Source organism: Candidatus Thiodiazotropha endolucinida, from assembly GCF_001715975.1.
Classification (GTDB): Bacteria; Pseudomonadota; Gammaproteobacteria; order Chromatiales; family Chromatiaceae; genus Thiodiazotropha; species Thiodiazotropha endolucinida.
Genome location: NZ_MARB01000012.1, coordinates 20,253 through 46,044 on the forward strand (window position 1 = coordinate 20,253; position 25,792 = coordinate 46,044).

The window sequence follows — 25,792 nt, forward strand, 5'->3', positions numbered from 1 at the left end:
TTTAATCCTTATCCGAAGCGACCGGTAATGTAGTCTTCGGTCAGTCTATGACGGGGATTGGTAAAGATCTGATCCGTTTCGCCCACCTCGATCAGCTTGCCGAGATGGAAATAGGCCGTGCGCTGACTCACCCGCGCGGCCTGTTGCATGGAGTGGGTGACGATGGCGATGGTGTAGTTTTCCCGCAGTTCGTCGATCAGCTCCTCAATCTTGGCGGTGGCGATGGGATCGAGGGCGGAACAGGGCTCGTCCATCAGAATCACTTCCGGGCTTACCGCAATCGCCCGCGCGATGCAGAGGCGTTGCTGCTGCCCACCCGAGAGGCCGGTTCCCGGCTGGTCGAGCCGGTCTTTGACCTCGTCCCACAGACCGGCTCTGGTGAGGGAGCTCTCGACAATCTCATCCAGATGCTTGACATCGTCATTAAGGCCATGGATACGCGGTCCGTAGGCGATATTGTCGTAGATCGATTTCGGAAAGGGATTGGGCTTTTGAAACACCATGCCGACACTGGCGCGCAGCGGCACCACATCCAGGCCATCGTCGTAGATATCCTGCTCATCCATCTTGATCTGGCCGGTTACGCGGCAGATGTCGATGGTGTCGTTCATGCGGTTGAGACAGCGCAGAAAAGTGGACTTGCCGCAACCTGACGGCCCGATCATGGAGATCACCTGGTTTTTGCCGATATCCAGGCTGACATCGAATATCGCCTGCTTCTCTCCATAATAGACATTGACGTTTCGGCAGGTCATACGGGGGTCTTCGATATAGATCTCTCCGATTGTCCCGGTGCCATGCTGTTCAAATGCTGCCTGCATATCGACCTCGGCCTGAACATCCGGTTTCGCTGTTTTGGTGACGACGCCACCCTCATTGACTAACTCATCCATACTTACCTCGCTTGCATTGGCTTACCAACGCCGCTCAAATTTCTTTCTCAGCCAGACGGCCAACAGGTTCATGCTGATCAGGAAGGCCAGCAACACCATAATGGCCGCGGATGTGCGTTCGACGAAGGCTCTTTCCGGACTGTCGGCCCAAAGATAGATCTGCACCGGCAGCACCGCCGAGGGATCGAAGGGCCCGCCGGGGATGTCGACAATGAAGACCACCATGCCGATCATCAGCAGGGGCGCGGTCTCGCCCAGCGCCTGTGCCATGCCGATGATGGTGCCGGTGAGCATGCCCGGCATTGCCAGGGGCAACACATGATGGGTGACGGTCTGCATCGGCGATGCGCCGACCCCGAGCGCCGCCTCACGGATGGAGGGCGGCACGGATTTCAATGCGGCGCGGCTGGCGATGATGATCGTCGGCAGGGTCATCAGCGCCAACACCAGACCACCCACCAGCGGCACCGATCTCGGCAGGCCGAAAAAGTTGATGAACACCGCCAGTCCCAACAGACCGAAGACGATGGAGGGCACCGCCGCCAGGTTGTTGATATTCACCTCAATGATGTCGGTCCAACGGTTCTTGGGGGCGAACTCCTCGAGATAGACCGCCGCCGCGACACCCACCGGAAAAGAGATCAGCAGACAGATCAACAGCGTAAAAAAGGAACCAAAGACAGCACCCTTGATACCCGACAACTCGGGTTCGCGGGAGTCGCCCGCCGTGAAGAAGGTGGTATTGAAATGCTTTTCGATCCGATCATCCGCCTGTAGCGACTGTATCCATACCATCTGGTTGTTCTTGATACGCCGATCACTCTCGGGCACGTTGAGATCGATATGCCCCTTGATCAGCATATCCACATCGTCGTCCGCCACCAACCAGACGCTCTGCCGGGTGCCGATCAGGGCGGGATCCTGCATTACCATTTCCCGTAATTGGAAACTGGCGCCGGAGCTTATCAGGTTATACAGCACCTTCTTTTCCCGGCGGGAAGTGACTTCCGGAAACATCTCCCGCAGCGTCTTTTTTACCAAACCGCCGTAGTTCGCCTGGGAGAGCAGGTCCGGATCGGTCTCGCCCACGGGTGCGATCATTTCAGGATCGAAATCGACATCCAGCTTCACGTAGGTCTGCTGAAAGGCGGTGTAGCCGTTGGCAAAGATACTGATAAACAGGAACGATACGAACACCAGGCCAAGGATGATCGCCCCCAGTCCCATTCGCTGAAAACGTTTTTCCTGACGATAGCGGCGTTCCAATCCCTGCTGAACCCGCACCATTGTCCTGTCGTCTTGTTGCTGTAGATTATTCATACTGTTCACGGTATTTGCGCACGATATGCAGCGCGATCATGTTGAGCGCGAGAGTAATCACGAACAGCACCAGGGCGAGGGCGAACGCCGCCAGGGTCTTGGCACTATCGAATTCCTGATCGCCCACCAGCAGGGTGACGATCTGGACGGTTACCGTGGTCACCGCTTCCAGCGGATTGGCGGTCAGGTTGGCGGACAGGCCGGCGGCCATCACCACGATCATGGTCTCGCCGATGGCCCGCGAAACGGCCAACAACACACCGCCGACGATGCCCGGCAACGCAGCGGGGATGATCACCTGGCGTATGGTTTCCGAACGGGTGGCGCCGAGGCCGTAGGAACCGTCGCGCATCGCCTGGGGTACCGCATTGATGACATCGTCCGACAGGGATGAAACGAAGGGGATGATCATGATCCCCATCACCACCCCCGCCGCCAGGGCCGACTCGGAGGAGACGCTAAGGCCAAGGGTGGCGCCCATATCGCGGAAAAACGGAGCCACTGTCAAGGCGGCGAAAAACCCGTACACAACGGTAGGAATACCGGCCAGGACCTCAAGCACCGGTTTGGCCAGGGCGCGGAAATGCTTGCCTGCGTATTCCGCCATGTAGATCGCGGACATCAGGCCGATGGGCACGGCCACGAACATCGCAATCAGCGTAATCAAAAAGGTGCCGGCAAACAGTGGAATCGCACCGAAGACCCCTGAAGAGCCGACCTGGTCTGCCCTGATCGCCGTCTGGGGCGACCACTCAAGGCCGAACAGAAACTCGGTTATTGGTATCTGTTGAAAGAAGCGGATCGACTCGAAGAGCACCGACAATACGATACCGATGGTGGTAAAGATCGCCAGCGATGAGCTTGAGACCAGAAAGAAGTTGATCGCCTTTTCCACCCGGTTTCGGGCGCGTTGATGGCGACTGATGGAGCGCTGGGCAAAAAGCCCGCCGATGATCGCGACCGACAGGGCCACCACGAACAGGGCCATATGGCTGATGCGCAACAGAGAGGCATAGTGATCGGCGGCACTCTGCATGGTTGCATCCACTGCCCGTGAGACTATATCCCCCTGGGCAAGGTTACGGATGTCGTTCATCACCAGATTGAGTCGTTCAGGGGGGAGATTCTGAATCTCCGTCGGCAGGCCGTCCACCACCAGACCTGTCACCACAGATCCCTCAAAAGAGATCCACATTACAAACAGCAGCAGCGCAGGCACACCACACCAGAGCGCGGTGTGAATACCGTAGTAGGACGGGAGCGAATGGAGATCCCTGACCCGGCCGCTCACCAGACTCAGGGAGCGCTTGCGGCCCATGTAGTAGGCCACTGCCATGAAACCCAATAGAACAATGATCAGCGTAGACGATTGCATGCCGTAAATTCCGGAAAAAAAGCGGCTGTCTCCAATACAAGAGACAGCCGCTCCTTCAGCTCATGAAAAAGCGTGTCAGAGTTTCAGCGAGGTCTGGGTCTCAACGTCACTCTTGAACGCTTTTCGCTCTTCGACCGGCATAGGAATCAGGCCTTTATCAGCCAGATATCCGTCATCGCCCCAGGCCTTGTCACTGGTGAACTCAGCCAGATAGTTCTCGATACCTGGGATCCTGCCCATGTGCGCTTTCTTCACGTAGAAGTAGAGCGGACGGGATACCGGGTAGCTGCCATCGGCGATCAGCTCGAAGGTCGGTTCGACGCCATCGATGAGCGAACCCTGCACCTTGTCGGAGTTCTGATCCAGGAAGCTGTAACCGAACACGCCCAGGGCGCCCTTGTTGGCCTCGAGTTTCTGCACGATCAGGTTGTCGTTCTCGCCGGCTTCGATGTATTTGCCGTCTTCGCGCACGGTGTGACAGATCGACTTGTACATCTTCTTGTCCTTCTTCTTCATCGCCTTGATCCAGTCGATCTTCTTACAGCCACCCTCCATCGCCAGCTCGGCGAAGGCGTCACGGGTACCGGACGTGGGGGGAGGACCCAGGACTTCGATGGCCATCGCAGGTAGATCGCTGTTGACCTCCTTCCAGGTCTGGTAAGGATTGGCTACCAGCTTGCCGCTGGTGGGATCCTTCGGATCCGGAACCTCTTTGGCCAGTGCCAGGAAGATATCCTTGCGGGAAACGGAGAAACGGGGTGCCGCCTTGGAGTTGGCCAGGGCGATACCGTCATAACCGACCTTTACCTCGATGATGTCGTTGATACCATTGCCGGCGCAACGTTCAACCTCGGATTTCTTGATCCGACGGGAAGCATTGGTGATATCGGGATGCTCCACGCCCACACCGGCACAGAACAGCTTCAAGCCGCCACCGGAGCCGGTAGACTCGATTTTGGGGGTCTTGAACTTGGAGGTTTTGCCGAACTGCTCGGCCACTACGGTAGCAAATGGGTAGACAGTCGAGGAACCGACCACACTGATGTAATCACGCGCAGAGGCCATGCCGATAAAACCTGTCAATGACAGTGCAACCGCTGCCGAAATCAGCTTTTTCATGTTTCAATCTCTCCTTCTTAGAGAACTCAGTAATCATATAACTGAGCGAATGTTGTAATCAGGCTAGAGAATAGGCCCTTAAGATGAATAGAAAATGAGAGAGATATGACTTTTTTATTACATGCCGATGCAGGAGGGAATTTGACGCATTTATCGTCCCGTTCGGCTTGCGCTTTCTACGTTTGCGACCACTTGATAAGGAAAAGCTTTTTTCCGTAATCAGCGTTTATTCGAAAATCGGTAGCCCGCTCCACGTACGGTCTGCAGCAGCTTATCCTTAGCGGTGGATTCCAGGGCCTTACGCAGACGCCGGATATGGACATCCACCGTACGCTCTTCAATATAGACGTTGGTGCCCCACACCTGATCCAGCAATTGGCCCCGGGTGAAGACCCTTTCGCGATGAGACATGAAGAAGTGCAATAGCCTGAACTCGGTGGGGCCAAGATCGACGTCTTCACCGTCAGAGGTGATTCGATGGCTCACCGGATCGAGGGCAAGCCCACCGCATTCGAGCAGATCCCCGGCCAACAGGGGCGATACGCGCCGCAGGATAGAGCGGATCCGGGCCAGCAGCTCCCTGGCGGAGAAGGGTTTGGTGACATAGTCTTCAGCGCCGATATCGAGGCCGCGAACCTTGTCATCCTCCTCGCCTTTGGCTGTCAGCATGATGATCGGGATCGATGCCGTCTCACGGTCTTTCTTCAACCTGTCCGCCAGTTCCAGGCCGCTCATGCCCGGCAGCATCCAGTCGAGCAGAATCAGATCCGGCTTGGCTCTGCGGATCTGACTGATGGCCTGGGTCGCATCTTCGACAAAATCCGCCTGAAACCCGTCCTGTTCCAAAATAAACCGCAACATTTCGCCGACAGCGGGTTCATCATCTACAGCAAGTATTCTGGGAACTGTCATCACGGTATCTCGATTGACTGTGAAGTCAGCCATTAAACAGGAGGTTTGTTACACAACGATGACAGTCGTGGAATCCACAGGGAGATTCATCCCGGGATTCTCCGACATATTCAGGTCTGCCCGGATCAATCGGCCACGGGAGACCGTATCGGCCGGCCGCGATCAGATGGCAGCCTCGCTGGCCGTCCCATCCTGATGAGCGATGGGCTGGTTACCGGATACCGAGGCGATCACCGCATCGTAGAGTTGCGGTTGGGGCCGCCAAAACATGATACCGACCCCGTCTCTCTGGGAGTGGGTCACAATACCCGTGACGGTCCAATGTCTGCCAGCGTAAAAAAACGTCAACTCGACCATCGCCCCTGTCAGCATGGTCAGACTGCGGGTATGCAGAAAGATCCCCTGCATTGAGCAGTTAACCGCATTGGCGGGAAAGACTTGCTGCTTGCGATAGCGGATATAGACTTCCCCTGTCATGGGATAGCGCTTATTGTAGCGTCTCTCTACTGACATAATCTTTTTTTCCTCTGAATTCATCGTTATAGGTAGTGTAGAAACCGGGAATGACATCCACATGACCGGGAAATGAACCATTTCTGACCGAAAAATTAGCGCCTCCCCTCCCCCGAAAGGCCCGATTCCTGGTATCCTTGCCGCCCTTGAAACCGGCAATTCCACAGACACGATGAAGAAGCAGATTGAGCAACTGGTACAGGCGGCACTGAAGCAACTGGTCCTGGACGGTGTGATACCGCAAGAGGCCATGCCTGTCCCCAAGATCGAACGCACGAAAGATAGCCGGCACGGTGACTTCGCCACCAATATCGCCATGACGCTTGCCAGGCCCGTCCGCAGCAACCCCAGGGAGCTGGCTCAGCGACTTCTCGACGCCCTCCCGGCATCCGATCTGATCGAACGTTGCGATATTGCGGGCCCGGGTTTCATCAACTTTACCCTGACCGCGACGGCCTATCATAGCCTGATACCCGCCATCATCGAGCAGGGCCGCGGCTACGGCCGCAGTGAGCTGGGCAAAGGCAAGCGCATCCAGGTCGAATTCGTCTCTGCCAATCCCACCGGCCCGCTCCATGTGGGCCATGGCCGCGGTGCGGCCTATGGATCGGTGGTAGCCGATCTGTTGGAGGCTATCGGATTCGAAGTGCATCGCGAATACTACGTCAATGACGCCGGCAGGCAGATGGATATCCTGGCCACCTCGATCTGGCTGCGTTATCTCGAGCTGTGTGACGAAGCGCTGACCTTTCCCGCCAACGGCTACAGAGGGGACTATGTATGGGACATCGCAGCAACCCTGCATCGCGATCACGGGGAGGCCTATAAGCAGGACGCTGAATCGGTTTTCCATGGAATCCCGGCGGACGAACCCGCTGGCGGAGACAAGGAGGCCCACATAGACGGATTGATCGATCGAGCCAAACAGCTGCTGGGAGACAACCGATTTCGTTTTGTCTTCGAATTGGGTCTCAACACTATTCTCGACGACATCCGCGATGATCTGAGCCTGTTCGGTGTCAACTACGATGAGTGGTATTCCGAGCGCAGCCTGACCGAGAGCGGTTCCGTGACCCGGGCCATAGAGCGACTGCGTAGCGCAGGGCATCTCTACGACAAGGATGGGGCGGTCTGGTTTCGCTCAACCGACTACGGAGATGAAAAGGACCGGGTGGTCATTCGCGACAATGGACAAACCACCTATTTCGCATCCGATATCGCCTACCACATGGATAAACTGGAACGGGGTTTCAATCGGGTCATCGATGTCTGGGGAGCGGACCACCACGGCTATGTACCGCGGGTGAAGGCGGCCCTGCAGGCACTGGGTGATGACCCCTCCAAACTCGATGTCCTGCTGGTGCAGTTTGCGATCCTCTATCGCAGTGGTGAGAAGGTGCAGATGTCCACCCGCTCCGGCCAGTTCGTCACCTTGCGGGAGCTGCGCAAGGAGGTCGGCACCGATGCCGCCCGGTTCTTCTATGTGATGCGTAAATGCGAACAGCACATGGATTTCGATCTCGATCTGGCGAAGTCCCAATCGAATGATAATCCGGTCTACTACGTGCAGTATGCCCACGCCCGGATCTGCAGTGTGTTTCAACAGGCCGCAGAGCAGTCAATCTCCGTCGCGGATAATCCGACAGCGGTCGATTATGCCCTGTTGAGCGAATCCCATGAGCAGGCGTTGATCACCAGCCTGGCCAAGTATCCGGAAATCGTGGAGGCTGCCGCACTGCATGAAGAACCCCACCAGCTGACCCACTACCTGCGTGATCTAGCCAACGATTTCCATACCTACTATAACGCCCATAAATTCCTGATCCCGGACACCGTACTGCGGAATGCCAGGCTGCAGCTCATCCTGGCTACCCGGCAGGTTGTGCGCAACGGCTTGAATCTGCTTGGTGTTTCAGCACCCGAGAAGATGTAACGGCATGGCTGACTATAAGCATCGCGCTCATAAAAAAAAGAAGAAACGCCAGCATAGCGGCAGCTGCCTGTTCCACATGTTCGGCGGTATCGTCATCGGCGCCTTTCTAATGGGCCTCGCCTGGTTGAAACTGGGACCCGGCCTCTCCTCAAACGGTGTGCCCGGCGTTCCCTCCCCACGACCCGAGGCCGCAATACAGGAGCCCCGCAACGCTCCCAAACCCACCTTTGAGTTCTACACAATTCTGCCGGAAATGGAGGTTGTCATACCCGATGAGGAGATCGTGACACCGGATGACGACACCCCAGCCAAACCTCCCAGTGACAGATCCGCCGCTCCGGATCAAGCGCAACACAGCTATGTCCTGCAGATGGGGTCATTCAGAAAACACCAGGATGCGGACCGTCTCAAGGCGAAGCTCGCGCTGATCGGTATCGAGGCGGAGATCCAGAAGGTGAGCATCAACAACCGTGACACCTACCACCGTGTCCGCAGCGGGCCCTATCACTCTCAGACCCGTTTAAATGCAGATCGGCATCTCGCCAAGGAGAACAGCATCAACAGCCTGGTGATCAAACTAAAAAAATAGCGTCCAGCTCGGTCCATGAGGGGATCCGGCCATAAGGATGGCGTTAGCCATTTTTATCCATTGACCTTGAACCTCGTTATCAATTCATTCAATTGACACATGGATTGCTGAATAGATGATGTGCAATCGACCGCCTCACTTGCCGCCTGTGTCGTCGAATCTGCAACCGTGGCGATGTTGGCAATACTTCGGTTTATCTCTTCCGCCACACTGCTTTGCTGTTGTGCGGCAGTTGCTATCTGAACATTCATGTCATTGATGCTGGATACCGAATCCACAATCTTATCTAATGCCTGACCGGCCCCGCTACTTTGGTCAACACTGCTTTGCGCAATTTCCCTGCTCGAGGTCATGGCATTGACAGCGTCACTGGTACCTCCCTGCAGTCGCTCAATGATCTGGCGTATTTCTTCGGTAGACTGTTGCGTTCGCTTTGCCAGGGTTCTCACTTCATCGGCAACTACGGCAAAACCGCGACCTTGTTCCCCTGCACGTGCTGCTTCGATGGCAGCGTTCAACGCAAGCAAGTTTGTCTGTTCCGCAATACCTGTGATCACTTCCAGCACCTGACCGACTTCCTGACTGTCCTGCTCAAGTTTTTTCATGACATCAGAAGTCTCTTCCAGCTGATTTGCCATGTTTTCAATACTTGTAATTGTTTCGGCGACGATCATCCGTCCTGAGCCAGCCTCTTTATCCGCATTTTGGGCGGCATCAGCTGCTTTGGTGGCGTTTCTGGCCACTTCCTGTACGGTGGATGCCATCTGACCCATCGCTGTGGAGGCCTGCTCTAATTCGCTGTGCTGCAGTCGAACCCCTTCATTGGTACTTTGTAGTGTCTGTGCCACCTTCTCTGTACCGAGTTGAACATGTTTGGATGTGTCTTCCACACTATTTACAATCTCTCCAACGTGAGAGAGCATTGTATTGTAGGCGGTAAACGTTTCACCTATCTCATTGTCGGTGTAGGTGACTTTTAATGGATTTGAAAAGTCTCCTTTCGCCACAGCCGTCAATCGCTCTTTCAATTGTTCAATATCTTTCATCAGGATTGCAGTACCGAAGATACGCCCAAACCAGACTAAAAGTACGATTCCGCCAGCCATAATGAGCGTAATTATCTGTTGCTTCCGTACTGCATCGTTGGCTGCAGCGGCCATCATATTGACGCCTTTGTGCATCTCTTTCAGGACGACTGGAGATTGGGTGCTGATAGCTTTCAGGCCCTCAGCAGATGGGTTTTCAAGATAGGCGTCGATCGATTCCCTATAGGTTATCCATAATCCCTCGACTTTATTCAGCTGGCCTCGGACTACAGGATCGTCAACAGCCTGAATACCAGCATTTTGATCGCCATTAAGTAGATTCTGATGTGAACTTTCGAAAAGCGCAATGGTGTTATTCACCGTATCACGAGACTCGATGGATTGCGCAGCGAGCAATGCCTCTTTCGCCACCTTCTGACTTAACATACGTTGTCTGCCAGCCACATTGATTGCTGTCGCATCAGAGCCAAGACTGGTGAAGAGAGAGACTACGGTCATCGCCGCGAAGACGAAAATCAAGATATATGATACGAAGTATTGCTTGTCTAGAGATTTGAGACCGAATACACGCAAAATCGATTGAATTATAGTGGCTATCCAGACGTTCATTAGAACCTCCACACCACATTCCATGTCAGCGTAAATAGTGATGTAAAAATAGTCCTGAGGAACCTCTGAATAGTTCGAATGCTCCAACGGCACAAAGACGCACCGCCATTTTTATCGCCGTAAGCGATTGAAAATGTTGGAAACAGCAAAATGCATTTTCTGTTTCCATGCTCCGATAATGCCAGGGATGGCATTAGTCAGGACTCCCTTATTGAATAGCGGCTAATTCAGGCAAAACATGAAAGACTTTAATGCAGCGTCCGACAATGACACTAGGGCCTGGGTCATTGAATTGACCGATTGATTAATGCACGATCAGTGAGGGTGCAAAATTGATAACGATGGGGCTGAGTTTTTGATTGATAAACGGCCGTCCATGACTCGTTCAGCACCTGCTTAGGATTGATTCTGTTTGTTAAGCCAAACATAGAGTTCCATCTCAGTGGGATCGCAACGATTACAACTGGTTCCGCAGGCGGCCTCGACTTTGCGCTGCTCGACGCGCCCTTTGCGTATCCATTGCTGCAGCATCCCCCGCACCGCCTCGGGTTCCGCGTCCACATGCAGCGCGATCTCAGCCAGGGTTGCCTGGCCGCGCCTTGAAAGGTAGTCCCTGATCGTACTGAGCATCATCGCAGGATCAAACCCCCGCCTCGGAGATGAGCTGTTGCGTACGCTGCGACCAGTACCTCAAAGCGCCGATAATCACAGCCAACAACGCCAGCAGACCAATAATCCAGACCAATGCGCTTTGCGGATGCTGGGCATAGGTCGCCAGCTGATAGAAGAGGCTTGCACTGATGAAGGCAACTCCGGTCGACCAGGCCACGACAAACGCAGCCCAGCGCGGCCCCGCCTCACGGCGAATGGCGCCAATGGTGGCCACGCAGGGTGAATAGAGCAGTATAAACAGCAGGTAGGCAAAGGCCCCGGCCTGGCCGTCGAAGCGTGCGGCCATGGCGCCAAATACCCCAACATTGACCTCCTGTGCCTCGGCTGCCGTCTCCGCATTGCTGATATCGCCCACATCCATGGCGAGAGGGTCAGTGAGCAGATCCTTCACTCCGAGGAGATTTTCCGGCACTGTCTCTACCGCAGCGGAGACTGCCTGCCAGAAATTGAAAGGCCGATCAACTTGCGCCACACCCGCCTCCTCGTTGGCGAGATGGGTATAGAGGGCATCGAGGGTGCCGACCACCGTCTCCTTGGCCAGAATACCGGTGAATACGCCCACCGTGGCGGGCCAGTTTTCCTCATGTATGCCCATCGGCGCCAACAGGGGTGTGACTGATTTACTGATGCTGCTGAGCACGGAGTGTTCGGTATCCTCATTACCGAAACTGCCATCGGTGCCAATCGAATTCAGGGTGTTGATCACCAGCACCATCAATACGATCACCTTCCCCGCCTCTTTGATGAAGAGCTTGACCCTGTCCCAGGTGCGCAACATGACACCCCTGGCTGTCGGCATATGGTAGTGGGGCAGCTCCATCATGAAACCCGCGCTCTCACCGGAGAGCAGGGTCTTTTTCATGATCATTCCGGTGAGAATCGCCACCACTATGCCGATGAGGTAGAGGCTGAAGACCAGGTTCTGCCCATTCGCCGGAAAGAAGGCCGCGGCAAACAGCACGTACACCGGCAGCCTGGCGCCACAGGACATGAACGGATTCATCAGGATGGCAAGTTTACGCTCTCTCTCGCTCTCCAGGGTACGGGTCGCCATTACCGCCGGCACATTGCAGCCGAAGCCGACAATCATCGGCACGAATGCCTTGCCCGGCAGCCCGATGGAACGCATGAAACGATCCATGACGAAGGCGGCCCTGGCCATATAGCCGGAGTCTTCCACCACTGAGAGAAAAAGATAGAGCGCGGTGATGATCGGTATAAAGGTGGCCACCACCTGAACACCACCCCCGGCACCGTCGGCCAGCAGCACGATCATCCAGTCCGGGACACCCAGCGACGCCAGCAGATGACCGAAACCATCGACGAAGATGGCGCCCGCCACACCGTCGAAGAGATCGATGAATGCGCCACCGATATTGATCGCAAACATGAACATCAGATACATCACGGCGAGAAAGACCGGTATGCCGAAAAGACGGCTCAATACCACCTTGTCGATGCGGTCGCTGATCGTCTTTTCAACCCGTCCATGCTGTTGTGTCACATTCTGGGAAATGGCATGGGCGTGACCGTAACGGGTATCGGCGATATGGATATCCGGGTCCTCGTCGACACGGTCCTCGATCACCTCTTGCCAGTGGTGGACCTGGCTCAGTAAAGCCTCATCGGCGAAATCCAAAGCGAAGCGGTCACCCTCCAGCATCTTCAACAACAGCCAACGACGCTCAGAGTGGCGATACTGTTCAGACTGTTGCAGGGCAGGCTCCATCACCATGATCGCCTGCTCCACCACTTCATCCTGGGCAAGGGCAAATCCACCGCTCACCTGACCGGCGGCCAGATCCTGAATCGAGGCCTTCAGTTTGGTGATGCCTTCACCACTGACCGCCACTATGGGTACCACGGGACATCCAAGGTCCTGACTAAGCCGTTGAGTATCGATAACCAGACCACGCTTGCGGGCGACATCCATCATATTCAGGGCCACCAGCAGGGGCACCCCCATCTCGAGCATCTGAATTGAGAAATAGAGGTTTCGCTCCAGATTGGAGGCATCGACGATATTGACGATGAGATCGGCATCTCCGGATAGTAGATAGTCCCGGGTCACCTTCTCATCGAGGGATGTGGCATCCAGCGAATAGATCCCGGGAAGGTCGACCACACTGACTTCGGTGCTGTCGATGGTGAAACGTCCCTCCTTTCTGTCCACCGTCACGCCCGGCCAGTTCCCGGTACGTTGACGAATCCCTGTCAGGCTGTTGAAAAGGGCCGTCTTGCCGCAATTGGGGTTGCCCGCCAGGGCGATGGTCAGCAGACGCTGAGAAGGGACAGACTCCGGAGAGCTCTCTTCATGACAGGCCACGGCTGCTCCTAGGGCCTGTCTTCATGCTGTTCGAGAGGCAGCATCAACAGCTTTTCGGCAACCCCCGCGCCGAGAGCCACCCTGGCGCCCTGATTAGCCACCACCACACCGGCGCCGCGCCGTTGTATCAACTCGATTTCAGAGCCCATCCTCAATCCTAAACTGAGCAGTCTGTGGACCAGATGTCTGCCTCCCATGATGCGTTTGATCTTGGCTCGACGCCCGATCGGCAGCCTGGCCAGGGAGATCAATTCCTCTGAAATGGTGCTGTCGGGGACCACAAACTATCCAATAATACTCTTTAAATGTTAATGATTCTCATTAAAGCAGGGATTGGCCCCGCTTGCAATCGGCAAATCACAGTATATCCCAATTATCTAATATTCCGCTTGCGCAAGAGATCGATTCGGTGCGGTTTAAGAAACTCGGCACCCCGGGGTCCCATGTGTTCCATGAATGCCGTTTTTATCTGCCGGTAGCGTGGTTTGTCTATCTTCAGCTTGGTGTGAGTGATGTTAAGAAAACGTGACTCAAAACTTTCCCAGGAGCCATACAGACCAGGTACATTCAGGAAATACTGGCCAAGCAACTCCATATCATCCCGCTCGGAAAGAGACTGAATCGTCTTGAAGGCGAGTTCTCTGACACGCTTCTCATCATGAATCAGGCTCATCAGGGCATTGAACTCGCCCTGATAGACAGGCTCCGAAAAATAGGCGATGCCGCCTGGCTTCAGCACCCTGGCCACTTCGCTCATCGCTTGCGGCATGACCGACCCGGGTACGTGGTGGAGTGATTTCAGCATCAGCACAACATCCACACTCTGATCGGGTTCACCGATCGATTGCGCCCCTTCCAAGCGAAAGCTGATATTGCCCGCTGTATCGCCCAGATTTTTTTCATGCTGAACAGAATCGACCTCGGTCGCGATGAAATGGCAATCGGGATGGGCCCGGGCCAGTCGGCGTGTAATCCGTGCACTGCCGCAGCCCAGTTCCAGGACCCTGCAATCGCTGAGCGGCAACAGCCGCTCCATCAGCTCCATTTCTGTGCCGGTAAGATAGGCTTCCTGATTATCCAGAACCATTCGATTTGCTGACATACCGCTACTGCTCCAGTATATTAACTGCGGACAATGAACGCCCATCCTTAGACAACCAAAAGCTGAGAAGACACCTGGGGCCAGTTAAAACCAATACAATTGGTCCTAACTGCGTGGAGATGCGCAATCGGGAGATTGAGGAAAAAGACCTTCAGGTAACGTCAGCATAACACCGGACGGTTGAGGATGGACAGTGTGAGTCCAACTGTACAAACCATCAATACACAGGTATCCCGATTGTGCCCTTTGCAGGGATTGTTAACTGGTTAGACCGACTGCGTCTGCAACTCTCGCGTCACGATGCGCTGCTGATTCTATCCGTTTTGGGATTGATCTGCGGCTTTGTTACGGGGATCGTGATCATTCTCTTCCGGCTATTGGTCGAATCGAGTCAGGCCGCCATTCTTCCCGGTGGCGGGGTGGAGAACTATGAAGCCCTACACCCCTTGATGCGGTTTTTGCTCCCCATTCTCGGCGGCCTGATGCTCGGACTTATTTTTCTTCGTTTTGCAAAAGGCCTGCATGTACTGGGTATCCCAAGGGTGATGGAGCGATTGATCTACCACCAGGGACATATCTCCTTGCGTGGCTTTATGCTGCAATTCTTCGGTGCCGCCATCGCCATTATCAGTGGCCACTCAGTGGGTCGCGAAGGCCCCCACGTCTTTCTCGGCGCCGCCAGCGGATCTCTGCTGGGACAATACCTCTCCCTGCCCAACAATAGTATCCGCACCCTGGTCGGTTGTGGCACTGCAGCCGCGATTTCCGCCTCATTCGACACCCCCCTGGCGGGTGTGATCTTCGCTTTGGAAGTGGTGATGATGGAGTACACACTGGTCAGTTTCATACCGATCATGCTGGCCGCTGTCAGCGCCAACAGTCTCTCACTGATCGTTTTCGAAGGGCAGCGGGTGTTCGATATCGCCATCATTCAATTGGGTTCCCTACATGAATTGATTTTCATCTTACTGCTGGGATTGGTGGCCGGTACCGCCTCGGCGGCCTATGTCAGTCTCATACAGTTTATCTCCGACAAGACCCAAAACATGGCTTTTTGGCTGCGAAATGCAGCCGCAGGAGTGTTGATCGGTCTAATAGCCCTTGCGGTTCCCGAGGTGATGGGGATCGGTTATGACACGGTCAACCAGCTCCTGCTGGGTGAGTTGGGATTTTACTTTATCGTCATACTGGTAGTGATGAAGATCGTGGCGACAGCGGTTAGCATTGGATTGGGCATACCTGGCGGTACGATCGGACCCGCTCTTTTTATCGGTGCCGCGGTGGGTGGGATAATCGCTCCCCTGCCCGGCCTGGTGTTCGAAGGTCAAGTCTCCGACCCGGGTGTCTATGCATTGATTGGCATGGGCGCCGTGATGGGCGCTGCCCTGCAGGCGCCATTGGCCGCGTTGACAGCCATCATCGAACTCACCCACAACCCCGAAATCATCATGCCGGGAATGCTTGCAATCGTCATTGCCAGCCTGGTCAACAGCGAGCTGTTCGGAAAATCATCGATGTTTCACACCCTGTTGGAGGCCACGGGCCTCAACTACCACACCGATCCGGTGATGCAATCCCTGCGGCGCATCGGTGCCGCCAGTTTCATGAACCGTAACTTCGTCCAGGTGGAACCAATATTGACTCGCGACACGGTACGAATCATCCTCGATAATAATCCGGAGTGGATACTGATCAAAGGAGATCAGGATCAGATGGTGCTGATGCCGGCGGTGGATCTGCTACGCATTATGGAACAGCAAGAGGAGGAGGAGTTCGACCTGCTTTCTCTGCCCGCCACTCGCTATGAGCTTGCGCAGCTGCGGATGCAGGCTACCCTGCAGGAGGCGCTTGAAAAGCTGGACAACAGTCAGGCGGATGCGCTCTATATCGAATGGTACGACCAAGATCACTATTGGCGCATCCAGGGAATACTAACCCGTCCCTTGATCGAATCGGCTTATCACTTTTAGTGTTGCCGTATTCATTAAAAAAATTTCAACATTGAGCGTCCAAAAAAGTCATAATATACCGATATTGCAACGCAGCTTCGTAAGAGGGGGCAAAATGAACGAAGAAAGCAAAAACCCTGAGACCGTCTATATCGATGAGCAACCCGTCAGGCTCGACGAGCTGCTGAATGAGTACGAGCGCATCAAACAGCAGTTGGGTCAAGAGAAAAAGAGCGACAAGAAGGCAATCCGCAGATACAAACGCGAGGAGGAGTTGAAACCCTACCAGGCCGAATTGATCCGACTGCAGCAATATCTGGAAAAGACCCGGACCCGTATGATCATACTCTTTGAGGGCCGGGATGCTGCCGGCAAGGGTGGCACCATCCGTCGAGTCACGCGCTACATGAACGAGAAACACTACCGCGTGGTCGCCCTCGGCAAACCCACCGAGGAACAGAAGAGCCAGTGGTTTTTTCAAAAATATATCGCCCAGTTCCCACGTGGGGGGGAAATCGTTCTGTTCGACAGGAGCTGGTACAACCGTGCAATTGTGGAACCGATCTTCGGCTTCTGCTCCCAGGAGGAATATGACAATTTCATGACCGGCTGTCCGGGCTTCGAAAAAGATCTGGTACGGCAGGGGACCATTCTGGTGAAGCTCTACTTTTCGGTCACCAAGGAGGAGCAGGCGAGACGCTTCGAGCGCCGCAAGACGGATGCCTTGCGCCAGTGGAAGCTGTCGGAGATCGATGTACAGGCGCAGGACCGTTGGGACGACTTCAGCACGCAAAAATACAATATGCTGAAGAACACAAACACCACCCATGCCCCCTGGACGATCATCCGCTCAAATGACAAGCATCTGGCCCGACTGAATGCCATGAGGGTCATCCTCAACTCTGCACCCTATGAGCGTCTCAATCACGATATCGATTTCGTACCCGATCCCGAGATTGTGATATCCGGTTCGAGGGAACTGGAAGTGATGGAGGCGCAACGCCTGCAACGAGGCAAGTTTGATCACTGAAATTACCCAGCACGGGCGACCTGTGTCGCCCGTATTATCAGACTTAACCCACGAACATTACCCATGCCGACAAGTGTCGAGCTGATCCTGCTTGCACTGGTCTGGCTGATCTATTTCCTGAGTCACTCACTGCTTGCTTCATTATGGATGAAAAGGGTATTCGCCCAACATCTGCCGACAGTCGTGCCCTGGTACCGGCTGCTCTTCAATCTGGTCGCGCTGTTACTGCTCGCCCCTCCGCTCTATATGCTCTGGTCATACCGTTCAGATCTGTTATGGCAATGGCAGGGAACCATGGCATGGCTGGCTTATGGATTAATGATCATCTCGGTAGCCGGTTTCATCTGGTCAATGCGCTACTACGACAGCAGGGAATTTCTCGGTATCCGACAACTGCAGCGGCAGCAACGGGATGTCAATGACCTGGAACAGCTGCATATCTCCCCGTTGCACCGTTTCGTACGTCACCCCTGGTACACCCTGGGGCTGATATTAATATGGGTGCAGGACATGGATCCCGCACGCCTGGTGTCGGCCATTGCAGTCACCGGTTATCTAGTGCTGGGATCCCGCCTGGAAGAGGACAAGCTGCTGGTCTACCATGGCGACACCTATCGCAATTATCAGAAACGCGTACCTGGACTCATACCGAGACCCTGGCGTTTTCTGACTCGACAGGAAACCGAGAAACTACTGAAGGAAATGAAGACGTAGTTTATCCGCTTCAGCTTCGGCCTGAAGCTGTCATCTCGAGCCACCACCGCCGTCAGCGTCGGCCATTGCCAACCTGACGCACGGCGAGGCCTTGGAAATCATCCATGCAGCCCGGGAAGCGCTTCGCTACTGGTTCGGATCCCAAAAATTTTGTGGTCCATAAGGGACGGGGCCGGGTCCATATCCGTAACCCGGGCCATAACCCGGCATCATTCTTGGCGCATAGTCACCCTTATGCATACCACAACCCTGATGGCCCATGCCGCCGCAACCCGTTCCTGCTCGACCACCGCGCATCATGCCCATATGGCGCCGGTGCATGGCGTGACATGCCGCCCGCTCTTCATCGCTCATTCCCTCGATGACCTTCTGATGTTTTGCCCACTCTTCATCCATTGCCTGCTGACGCGCGACCCAGGGCGGCGTTTCGGGCATCTCGATGCCCGCCTCCTCGGCGCGGCTACGCATCTCTTGATAATGCTGCCGGCGCAGGCTATCCCGCTCCTCCTCAGACATCGACATCATCTTTTTGCGATGGGCCATGCGCGCTTCCATGTCCGGACGCATCATCTGGCCCATTTCAGAACGCCACGGCGGGCTCTCCGGCAGCATGACGCCGGCCTCCTCCGCCCGCTTTCTCAGGGCCTGGTATTGCTCTTCACGCGCCTTCCAGTGATCCCTCATGGAATCCCGGGTGAAGTCGGTCTTGGATAAATCAGTCGCTGTTTCTGACGAAGCCTCAGCGGCTATAGCATCGGTTGTCTCAACAGCCTCTGTCGCCTCGGCCGGCTCCACAGTATTGACAGAAGTTTCAGGAACGGCAGCCGATTCTGTCCTGTCCACCGCCACCGATTCCGTCTCTACTGTCTGTTCGTCCTGGGTAACAGGCAAGGCCTCGTCAGCGTTCCCTTCAGCAGCGCCGCCCTCAATCCCTTCCGCCCACAAGGCTTGCGCGGGAGACATGAGAAACGCGAAGATCAGGATTAATACTTTCTTGTTGTGCATGTTTGGTCTCCTTCAGTGGTCCTACCGAGGGACTGACTACACAAGTTAGATCACCACCATCTTGGCATACTCGCCAGCAACAGGAAACGTGACATTCGAGGGCGTGATCTCTCCATGGCATAGCCCAAGTCATGGTCCCGGTTATTGTTGGCGTTTCTAGCCACGACAGTGACTGTCATACTGATGCAAACAAGTCCTTTCGCACTGATTTTTTGTTGTGATGGTCGTTAAATCCAAAATTTCAGAACAGGGCTACTCTTCAGCAGTTGGGGTGCCCTGTTGACTATTCTTATTCTTGGCCTTGAGGGATGCAACCTTTTGTGCCAGTTCGGCCAGCAACCCCTCCATTCCCTTGCTTTTTACCAGATTGCGGAATGAGGTGCGGTAGTTACTTACAAGACTGACCCCATCCACCGCCACATCATAGGCATACCAGTCATCATTGCGAAACCGCATCTTGTAACTCACCGCCAGCTCCTTTTTGGCCGCCACGATGAAGGTCTGAACATTTGCCAGCTTGCCTTTCATCCGTTCCCTGCCCATCCGCACGGACTGGTCGCTGTAACTGTCAATGGCGGAGAAGTAGGTCTGCTCCAACAGCTCCCGGAAAAGGGTGATGAACTGTTCCCGCTGTGGCTTGCTGGCCTTGCGCCAGTTGGCGGCCAGTATCACCTGGGACATGGATTCATAATCAAAACGCTTGCGTACGATCTCCTTTACCTGATCGCGACGATCCTGCCTGCCCAAGGATTGATCCTTAAGCACCGTCAACACCTGGTTTACGGTCTCTTTAATCCGCTCTGAAGGTGTGACATTGGCTGACGCGGAGAGACTGAATGTAAATAGAATAATCAGGAGAAGCGTGGCTGATAGTCTGTTCATGTTTCCCTATACCCCTTGTTCCAACCTGTTAATGTGACAATGAAAAAATGTAAAGGTGCTTGTTGGAGTTTTGCGGACAAGACACTACATCCCCGATATCACACCAGGCAAACAACTCAAAATATTTGATATTACTGAATATTTTTCAAAGACAACCAGACCACAAGCTGATTAAGCGTGGGCAAGCCGTATGCGGGTCATTCTAACCCAATGGCCGCACTGGTGTCCGATAGAGCCACATAGATTTACATTCAGCCCTGTTTACTATTCCACCGTCTCAACCACAATGGAGGAATCTCCCGCACCGGATACGTGCAACAGGTCCCCACCCGAGCTGAAGAAATGATCAACATCCCAACAGATTCCCACCCGTTTGCCGGAGTCCTCGGTATCACCGGGAACAAAGTGACTGTAGTCAAGTACCCTTCTCTCCCCGCCGTCGGCCAACAGAAGGCGGTAGCTTAAGCGGATTTCATCCCTATTGCCGCTATCGAATAACTGTGCGATGTTTTTTCTGTCCTGCTCATGTACGAGATTCAGGATCGACGCGGGATCAGGCGTGAATGCCCCTCTTTCCTGTCCGGCCATGTGAAACATCTCATCATCCCATTGACAGATCTCATCGGAAGGATCCCAACTCCATGAGCACGAGGGCAGTACTTCACTGATGAAATCGACCTGTTGACGTAGTGCCTTTGCACGATGGCGATATCGCTTGGTCTTGTGTTTCAGGTTGAGCAATTTTTGTTTGAGCAGGTTTTCTCTGCGCCTCAGGCGTTTGATAGACCGCCTGGTTTTACTCCGATGATGAGTCAACGCCTTTTTCTCATGCAACCTTACCGCCCAGGCGAGAAGAAGGCTCCATAACGCCAGAAAAAATCCCCATACAATGATTGTAACCAGGTTACCACCCTGTTTTACAGGCGCTTCGAGACCTTGCCAGTTATACCAGATATCATGCATATCCTCCGTGCTGAGCCGGTCCAGTCCTTTTTGCAGCAGACTCTGCAGCACCGGTTCCGAGAAGAGTGTGGCCACTGCCACATCCACGGTCATGTCAAGCCGCATCATCTCTTTCAGTTCATCATAGCCTTCCGTGGTTGCGAGCAGATGGTTGACGCTTGCGGTATCGCCAAGGTAGGCCTGAGCTCTGTCGGCAATAACAGCTTTCAACGCCTGGCCCAGGTCATTGAAGGCCATGACATTCAAGGAAGGCAGAAGGTGGGGTATACCCTCTTCCCAGACACTACCGGCAACCACAGAGACCTCCAGCCCATCGAGTGCCGTGAGCCCTTTATCAACGATTCTGTCAGTGGTGAATATAGCCGCGGGGAGATTCAGATAGGGACGGGAATAGTGGAGATCGGGAGCAGCCGTATCGGTGTGCACAAGCGCGCCAATCAGATCCACCTCACCTTCTCGCAGTGCTTTAAGCAGAGTCCCTTGGTCGGGGTAATGGCGGATCTGCAGCTGCAGGCCCAGCCTATCGGCCAAGGCCCGCATGTAATCAGGTACCAATCCCCTGGATTGAGACCTTTCGAAATAGAGAATGGGTGGCGTCATTTCAGCCACACCCACCCTCAGAAATTGATGCTCAGTAAGCCATGCCTTTTCAGCGGGACTGAACCGAGGGGCCTGTGCCATCCCCTGGGTCGAGATAATCAACCCCAGCAGACAAAGGCCAAAAAATCGATACAACACCGTTTGATATTCTCCGATCTGCACGCCTTTAGGTTCATTATATATACCTTAAACCGTTATCATGCCATGATTTTGTAACTGTTGGGATTAAGGAGTAATTGTTGTCCATTCATAAAGATCCGCACCCTTGGCGCCTCAGACAGGCAGCCCGCATCATCAATACCGGCGGTATTGTCGCTTATCCGACAGAAGCGGTGTATGGACTGGGTTGCCATCCCCTCGATCCCGACGCAGTGTCAAGGTTGCTGGCACTCAAACAGAGACCCATGGCCAAGGGGTTAATCCTGATCGCCGACCGGATAGAGTCCCTGCACCCCTATATCGGCACCTTGTCGGATGCCGGTATGCAGATGGTTCGTGAAAGCTGGCCCGGTCCCGCAACCTGGCTGATCCCGGCAACCCGCAATGTGCCCTACTGGCTGACAGGAAAGCACACCACCCTGGCGGTACGGGTTACCGACCACCCCATTGCAGCCGCCCTCTGTCGCGCCACGGGAACCCCCCTGGTATCGACCAGCGCCAATATCAGTCAGCATCCGCCGGCACGCACCCCGCTGCAGGTTCGTTTACGCTGCGGTGATGGTGTTAATTTTATCTTGCATGGAAAGACCGGGGAGTTGAAGAACCCCACACCTATCCGTGACGCACTGAGCGGCAGGGTTATTCGGGCATGAAAAAATGAAAAAAAGACCCACCCATGGAAGGGTGGGCTTAAAGCGCTTTATTTCAGCGCCGGAGGAGGATCGAAACCATAAATACCAATTACCCTCTATTGCGGCGCGAAACGGGAAAACTTGAGGAGTTTTTATCGACCACCTGAATCAGCCGAATCATAACAAACAACTAATTGATTATATTATGTTTTTTATATCCACACAGGATCATTTGCAGGCTGTTGATAACGGTTTGCGAAAAAAAAATCACCCGATGGATCCCCTGATTTCAGTCCTGATGGGCAGCTGCAAGGTAGTCGCCCAGATGCTCCTCGATCCACTCTCTTAGCCAATGTGAGGCCCGAGAGCCATGGAAGCGTCCGATCTCATTACCCTCCACAAACAGAATCACCGTAGGAAAACCGCGCAAACGATAGTGACCGGCCAACCGCATATTGTCGTCAACCTCAACCTTGGCCAGCATAACCAGCCCCTGCAGCTCCTCAATTACCCTTTTCAGAGCAGGCGCCAGGGAGATACAAGGCGCACACCACTCAGCCCAGAAATCCACAAGAACCGGTTGCTGATGCGAGGCCTTCAGGACCTTCTCTTCGTAGGTTGACTCTGTTACATCGTAGATAAAGGGCGAATTATGCTTTTTTTGGCTCATAACCAGGGTGTTACTACAAGGTGAGTGGTTCAGGGCGTGCATGATAGGTTATCTTAGGGGTTTGGCCCAAACTGATAGAGATTTTGTGATGTCCAGCAATAACAGCCGATCCCCATATCCCACCACGCGCATGCGGCGCATGCGGCGTGACGATTTCTCCCGCCGTATGATGCGGGAGACCCATCTTACCCCTGCGGACTTTATCTACCCGGTATTCGTACTGGAGGGAAACGGGGCCCGGGAAGCGGTCCCGTCCATGCCCGGGGTCGAACGCATGAGTATCGACTTGCTGGTCGGGGAGGCGAAACAGATCGAGGGTCTTGGCATCCCGGCGATGGCGCTTTTTCCGGTTACACCCCTATCCGCCAAAAGCGAGGATGCGAGAGAGGCCTATAATCCCCAGGGATTGGCGCAAAGGGCGGTACGGGCCATCAAGGAGGCAGTGCCGGGCCTGGGCATCATCACCGACGTCGCTCTCGACCCCTTTACCACTCATGGGCAGGACGGCCTGATCGATGCGACAGGCTATGTGCTGAATGATGAAACCAAGGATGTTCTGGTGAAACAGGCCCTGTCGCACGCAGAGGCCGGCGCCGATATCGTTGCTCCCTCCGACATGATGGATGGTCGGATCGGTGCGATACGGGACGAATTGGAACAAAGTGGCTTCATCCACACCCGCATTCTTTCCTATGCGGCCAAGTATGCCTCCAGTTTCTATGGTCCCTTCCGCGATGCGGTGGGTTCTGCAACCAATCTCGGCGGCGGTAACAAATACAGCTATCAGATGGACCCGGCCAACAGCGATGAGGCCCTGCATGAGGTGGCCCTCGATCTGCAGGAGGGGGCCGACATGGTCATGGTCAAGCCCTGCATGCCTTATCTGGATATCGTCAGACGTGTCAAGGAGACCTTCCAGGTACCCACATTCGCCTATCAGGTCAGCGGGGAATATGCGATGTTGAAAGCGGCATCCCAGCAGGGATGGCTGGACGAACAGGCCGTGGTGATGGAGTCTCTGTTGTGCATCAAGCGGGCGGGGTGCGATGGTATCCTTACCTATTTCGCAAAGCAGGTGGCGGAGTGGATGCAATGAGTTTTGATTTATCTGCACGCCTTCAGCAGAGCCAACCATCCATCAGCGCAGGAACCACAGAACCGTTATGGATAAATATGCCGTCATCGGAAACCCTATTGAACACAGTATGTCACCGGAGATTCATCGGGCCTTCGCACAACAAACCGGTGAGCCTGTCGAATATGGGCGCATTCTGGGAAATATCGATGATTTTGCCGGCGATGTACGGCGCTTTCTCGGCGAGGGCGGACTGGGTCTCAACGTCACCGTGCCGTTCAAGGAGCAGGCATGGCGGCTGGCGGATGAACTGAGCCCGGGAGCGCATACGGCGGGTGCGGTCAATACTCTGATCAGACTGGAGAACAATCAATTACGTGGTGACAACACGGATGGTATAGGACTGGTAAGGGACCTCACTGTCAACCAGGGTTTCCGTCTGCAGGGAAAACGGATTCTGATGTTGGGCGCCGGTGGCGCGGTAAGGGGTGTCATCCGCCCTCTACTGGAGCAGCACCCAAAACGGATAATCATCGCCAATCGAACCGCCAGCAAGGCCTATTCACTGGCAAACGGCGTATCAAACTATGGCCAGGTGGCGGGTTGCGGTCTGGATGAATTGGCAGGCATGGAGTTTGATCTGATCATCAACGGCACTGCGGCCGGGCTTGCCGGGGAGGTTCCTTCGATACCCGATAGCGTGCTGAGCAAAGGCGGATGGTGCTACGACATGCTCTACAGCAACCAGGCTACCGCTTTTCAACAGTGGGGTTATGAGCACAAGGCGGCACGCTCGCTGGATGGCCTCGGCATGCTGGTGGAACAGGCGGCCGAGTCGTTTCGACTATGGCGGGGAATCCTGCCCGAGACATCCCCGGTCATTGCCATGTTACGTGAATAGGGAATTAGCCCCGTCAGCACAAGCCGCACTTACACGTATATTATGAATAGTCCGCAAATGAACGCGAATAAACGCATTATTAGGGGTTATATCCAATATTCGGAAAAGGGTGTCACAAAAGCTGCAGCAGGGCTGATTGGATTGGTGTTAACAGGCCCTAAGAAATAAATTTGCGTTTATTCGCGCTCAATAGCGGACTTAGAACAATTTTGCGGCATTTGCGGCTTGCTAGGGACTGTTGACAGATTCTAGGACGGATCCCGATGGCGTTGAGCCAATTTTATATAATGTTCAGCATTATACAGCATGATCTCCTTCTCCCGGTCGCTGAGCGGCCGCACGCGACGCGCAGGCTGACCCAGCCAGAGATAACCGCCTTCCAGTCTCTTACCCTGGGGAACCAAGGAACCGGCACCCAACATCGTCAGGGACTCTATCACCGCCCCATCAAGAATTATCGACCCCATGCCGATAAAGCAATTGTCTTCCACTTCACAGCCATGTAAAAGCACCTTATGGCCAACCGTGACACCCTCGCCGATGGTCAACGGGCTGCCACCGGGTTGATAGAAACTGTCGTGGGAGACATGCAGAATTGAGCCATCCTGGATATTGCTTCGTGCACCGATGCTGATCCGATGCACGTCGCCGCGTATGACGCACATAGGCCAGACCGAGGATTGGGATGCGATCGTCACATCACCGATTACGATCGCATGCTCATCCACATAGGCATCTTCGGCGATGTCCGGATAGTTGGTTTCAAAACGACGCAGTTTTGACATAACAGATAGAGGATTCAG

General features: G+C 54.6%; 24 protein-coding genes. 8 read left to right on the forward strand and 16 right to left on the reverse strand.

All coding sequences use genetic code 11. The features are described 5' to 3' along the window. Positions 1-8 precede the first annotated feature (8 nt). The 6 genes from pstB to CODIS_RS21165 all read right to left on the reverse strand — a co-directional run bounded on the left by pstB (position 9) and on the right by CODIS_RS21165 (position 6,132). A complete protein-coding gene (gene pstB, locus CODIS_RS11215) occupies positions 9-821 on the reverse strand; it encodes a phosphate ABC transporter ATP-binding protein PstB (protein WP_069125069.1) in 813 nt (270 codons plus the stop codon). 93 nt (positions 822-914) lie between these two features. Next, positions 915-2,213, reverse strand: coding sequence for a phosphate ABC transporter permease PstA (gene pstA, locus CODIS_RS11220; protein WP_069124911.1), 1,299 nt, complete (start codon positions 2,211-2,213; stop codon positions 915-917). Continuing rightward, positions 2,206-3,588 (reverse strand): phosphate ABC transporter permease subunit PstC, encoded by a 1,383-nt coding sequence (pstC, locus tag CODIS_RS11225; RefSeq protein ID WP_069124912.1) that lies wholly within the window; start codon positions 3,586-3,588, stop codon positions 2,206-2,208. Before pstC ends, pstA begins: the two co-directional genes overlap by 8 nt. Positions 3,589-3,663: 75 nt before the next feature. Beyond that, the gene (locus CODIS_RS11230; RefSeq protein ID WP_069124913.1) at positions 3,664-4,707 is read right to left on the reverse strand and encodes a PstS family phosphate ABC transporter substrate-binding protein; all 1,044 of its coding nucleotides are present in this window, start codon (positions 4,705-4,707) and stop codon (positions 3,664-3,666) included. Between the two features lie 219 nt (positions 4,708-4,926). Continuing rightward, on the reverse strand, positions 4,927-5,619 hold the full coding sequence (phoB, locus tag CODIS_RS11235) for a phosphate regulon transcriptional regulator PhoB (RefSeq protein ID WP_069125071.1): 693 nt from the start codon (positions 5,617-5,619) through the stop codon (positions 4,927-4,929). Between the two features lie 162 nt (positions 5,620-5,781). After that, positions 5,782-6,132 carry a PilZ domain-containing protein gene (locus CODIS_RS21165; RefSeq protein WP_162420197.1) on the reverse strand — a complete coding sequence of 117 codons (351 nt, stop codon included), beginning with the start codon at positions 6,130-6,132 and terminating at the stop codon, positions 5,782-5,784. 172 nt (positions 6,133-6,304) lie between these two features. Between CODIS_RS21165 and argS the strand changes: the two genes are divergently transcribed. Then, positions 6,305-8,065, forward strand: a complete 1,761-nt coding sequence (gene argS, locus CODIS_RS11245; RefSeq protein ID WP_069124915.1) for an arginine--tRNA ligase — start codon at positions 6,305-6,307, stop codon at positions 8,063-8,065. A gap of 4 nt (positions 8,066-8,069) precedes the next feature. Next, positions 8,070-8,654: an SPOR domain-containing protein gene (locus CODIS_RS11250; protein WP_069124916.1), complete on the forward strand. Its 585-nt coding sequence runs from the start codon at positions 8,070-8,072 to the stop codon at positions 8,652-8,654. 53 nt (positions 8,655-8,707) lie between these two features. On the opposite strand, the gene CODIS_RS11255 is transcribed toward CODIS_RS11250, so the two are convergent. The 5 genes from CODIS_RS11255 to CODIS_RS11275 all read right to left on the reverse strand — a co-directional run bounded on the left by CODIS_RS11255 (position 8,708) and on the right by CODIS_RS11275 (position 14,409). Continuing rightward, the gene (locus CODIS_RS11255; protein ID WP_069124917.1) at positions 8,708-10,309 is read right to left on the reverse strand and encodes a methyl-accepting chemotaxis protein; all 1,602 of its coding nucleotides are present in this window, start codon (positions 10,307-10,309) and stop codon (positions 8,708-8,710) included. Between the two features lie 396 nt (positions 10,310-10,705). Next, on the reverse strand, positions 10,706-10,942 hold the full coding sequence (locus CODIS_RS11260) for a FeoC-like transcriptional regulator (protein ID WP_083220705.1): 237 nt from the start codon (positions 10,940-10,942) through the stop codon (positions 10,706-10,708). A gap of 7 nt (positions 10,943-10,949) precedes the next feature. Further along, positions 10,950-13,307: a Fe(2+) transporter permease subunit FeoB gene (gene feoB, locus CODIS_RS11265; protein ID WP_069124918.1), complete on the reverse strand. Its 2,358-nt coding sequence runs from the start codon at positions 13,305-13,307 to the stop codon at positions 10,950-10,952. 8 nt (positions 13,308-13,315) lie between these two features. Next, positions 13,316-13,588 carry a FeoA family protein gene (locus tag CODIS_RS11270; protein WP_083220706.1) on the reverse strand — a complete coding sequence of 91 codons (273 nt, stop codon included), beginning with the start codon at positions 13,586-13,588 and terminating at the stop codon, positions 13,316-13,318. 92 nt (positions 13,589-13,680) lie between these two features. Then, positions 13,681-14,409 carry a class I SAM-dependent methyltransferase gene (locus tag CODIS_RS11275; RefSeq protein WP_069124919.1) on the reverse strand — a complete coding sequence of 243 codons (729 nt, stop codon included), beginning with the start codon at positions 14,407-14,409 and terminating at the stop codon, positions 13,681-13,683. 239 nt (positions 14,410-14,648) lie between these two features. Between CODIS_RS11275 and CODIS_RS11280 the strand changes: the two genes are divergently transcribed. From CODIS_RS11280 to CODIS_RS11290, 3 genes are all read left to right on the forward strand, one after another. Further along, positions 14,649-16,379 carry a chloride channel protein gene (locus CODIS_RS11280; protein WP_235615198.1) on the forward strand — a complete coding sequence of 577 codons (1,731 nt, stop codon included), beginning with the start codon at positions 14,649-14,651 and terminating at the stop codon, positions 16,377-16,379. Between the two features lie 94 nt (positions 16,380-16,473). After that, on the forward strand, positions 16,474-17,388 hold the full coding sequence (ppk2, locus tag CODIS_RS11285) for a polyphosphate kinase 2 (protein WP_069124921.1): 915 nt from the start codon (positions 16,474-16,476) through the stop codon (positions 17,386-17,388). A gap of 63 nt (positions 17,389-17,451) precedes the next feature. Further along, positions 17,452-18,102 (forward strand): methyltransferase family protein, encoded by a 651-nt coding sequence (locus CODIS_RS11290; protein WP_069124922.1) that lies wholly within the window; start codon positions 17,452-17,454, stop codon positions 18,100-18,102. Positions 18,103-18,228: 126 nt separating this feature from the next. On the opposite strand, the gene CODIS_RS21395 is transcribed toward CODIS_RS11290, so the two are convergent. The 3 genes from CODIS_RS21395 to CODIS_RS11305 form a co-directional block, all read right to left on the reverse strand. Next, positions 18,229-19,107: a hypothetical protein gene (locus CODIS_RS21395; RefSeq protein WP_069124923.1), complete on the reverse strand. Its 879-nt coding sequence runs from the start codon at positions 19,105-19,107 to the stop codon at positions 18,229-18,231. A gap of 252 nt (positions 19,108-19,359) precedes the next feature. Next, positions 19,360-19,989: an MlaC/ttg2D family ABC transporter substrate-binding protein gene (locus CODIS_RS11300; protein WP_083220708.1), complete on the reverse strand. Its 630-nt coding sequence runs from the start codon at positions 19,987-19,989 to the stop codon at positions 19,360-19,362. Between the two features lie 264 nt (positions 19,990-20,253). Then, the gene (locus tag CODIS_RS11305) at positions 20,254-21,690 is read right to left on the reverse strand and encodes a transporter substrate-binding domain-containing protein (protein ID WP_154723096.1); all 1,437 of its coding nucleotides are present in this window, start codon (positions 21,688-21,690) and stop codon (positions 20,254-20,256) included. A 101-nt stretch (positions 21,691-21,791) separates the two neighbouring features. Between CODIS_RS11305 and tsaC the strand changes: the two genes are divergently transcribed. Further along, positions 21,792-22,364, forward strand: a complete 573-nt coding sequence (gene tsaC / locus CODIS_RS11310; protein WP_235615199.1) for an L-threonylcarbamoyladenylate synthase type 1 TsaC — start codon at positions 21,792-21,794, stop codon at positions 22,362-22,364. A gap of 268 nt (positions 22,365-22,632) precedes the next feature. Here tsaC and CODIS_RS11315 read toward each other — a convergent pair whose 3' ends face one another. Then, complete coding sequence (locus tag CODIS_RS11315) at positions 22,633-23,013, reverse strand: thioredoxin family protein (protein ID WP_069125087.1); 381 nt, start codon at positions 23,011-23,013, stop codon at positions 22,633-22,635. A gap of 88 nt (positions 23,014-23,101) precedes the next feature. On the opposite strand from CODIS_RS11315, the gene hemB reads away from it, so the two are divergent. Both hemB and aroE read left to right on the forward strand, forming a co-directional pair. Beyond that, positions 23,102-24,109 (forward strand): porphobilinogen synthase, encoded by a 1,008-nt coding sequence (gene hemB / locus CODIS_RS11320; protein ID WP_069125090.1) that lies wholly within the window; start codon positions 23,102-23,104, stop codon positions 24,107-24,109. Positions 24,110-24,176: 67 nt separating this feature from the next. Next, entirely contained in the window at positions 24,177-24,989 is an 813-nt protein-coding gene (gene aroE, locus CODIS_RS11325; RefSeq protein WP_069124925.1) for a shikimate dehydrogenase, read from the forward strand. Positions 24,990-25,237: 248 nt separating this feature from the next. On the opposite strand, the gene CODIS_RS11330 is transcribed toward aroE, so the two are convergent. Further along, entirely contained in the window at positions 25,238-25,774 is a 537-nt protein-coding gene (locus CODIS_RS11330; RefSeq protein ID WP_069124926.1) for a gamma carbonic anhydrase family protein, read from the reverse strand. Positions 25,775-25,792 lie beyond the last annotated feature (18 nt).

Bases quoted from the DNA above. Each gene is read 5' to 3' on its own strand.
- CODIS_RS21165 (WP_162420197.1), bottom strand. From the start codon at position 6,132: ATGTCAGTAGAGAGACGCTACAATAAGCGCTATCCCATGACAGGGGAA.
- CODIS_RS11260 (WP_083220705.1), bottom strand. From the start codon at position 10,942: ATGATGCTCAGTACGATCAGGGACTACCTTTCAAGGCGCGGCCAGGCA.
- hemB (WP_069125090.1), top strand. From the start codon at position 23,102: ATGTCCAGCAATAACAGCCGATCCCCATATCCCACCACGCGCATGCGG.
- CODIS_RS11275 (WP_069124919.1), bottom strand. From the start codon at position 14,409: ATGTCAGCAAATCGAATGGTTCTGGATAATCAGGAAGCCTATCTTACC.
- pstB (WP_069125069.1), bottom strand. From the start codon at position 821: ATGCAGGCAGCATTTGAACAGCATGGCACCGGGACAATCGGAGAGATC.
- pstC (WP_069124912.1), bottom strand. From the start codon at position 3,588: ATGCAATCGTCTACGCTGATCATTGTTCTATTGGGTTTCATGGCAGTG.
- argS (WP_069124915.1), top strand. From the start codon at position 6,305: ATGAAGAAGCAGATTGAGCAACTGGTACAGGCGGCACTGAAGCAACTG.
- ppk2 (WP_069124921.1), top strand. From the start codon at position 16,474: ATGAACGAAGAAAGCAAAAACCCTGAGACCGTCTATATCGATGAGCAA.
- CODIS_RS11315 (WP_069125087.1), bottom strand. From the start codon at position 23,013: ATGAGCCAAAAAAAGCATAATTCGCCCTTTATCTACGATGTAACAGAG.
- CODIS_RS11290 (WP_069124922.1), top strand. From the start codon at position 17,452: ATGCCGACAAGTGTCGAGCTGATCCTGCTTGCACTGGTCTGGCTGATC.
- CODIS_RS11330 (WP_069124926.1), bottom strand. From the start codon at position 25,774: ATGTCAAAACTGCGTCGTTTTGAAACCAACTATCCGGACATCGCCGAA.
- CODIS_RS11230 (WP_069124913.1), bottom strand. From the start codon at position 4,707: ATGAAAAAGCTGATTTCGGCAGCGGTTGCACTGTCATTGACAGGTTTT.
- pstA (WP_069124911.1), bottom strand. From the start codon at position 2,213: ATGAATAATCTACAGCAACAAGACGACAGGACAATGGTGCGGGTTCAG.
- phoB (WP_069125071.1), bottom strand. From the start codon at position 5,619: ATGACAGTTCCCAGAATACTTGCTGTAGATGATGAACCCGCTGTCGGC.
- CODIS_RS11250 (WP_069124916.1), top strand. From the start codon at position 8,070: ATGGCTGACTATAAGCATCGCGCTCATAAAAAAAAGAAGAAACGCCAG.
- CODIS_RS11300 (WP_083220708.1), bottom strand. From the start codon at position 19,989: ATGAACAGACTATCAGCCACGCTTCTCCTGATTATTCTATTTACATTC.
- CODIS_RS11255 (WP_069124917.1), bottom strand. From the start codon at position 10,309: ATGAACGTCTGGATAGCCACTATAATTCAATCGATTTTGCGTGTATTC.
- CODIS_RS21395 (WP_069124923.1), bottom strand. From the start codon at position 19,107: ATGCACAACAAGAAAGTATTAATCCTGATCTTCGCGTTTCTCATGTCT.
- aroE (WP_069124925.1), top strand. From the start codon at position 24,177: ATGGATAAATATGCCGTCATCGGAAACCCTATTGAACACAGTATGTCA.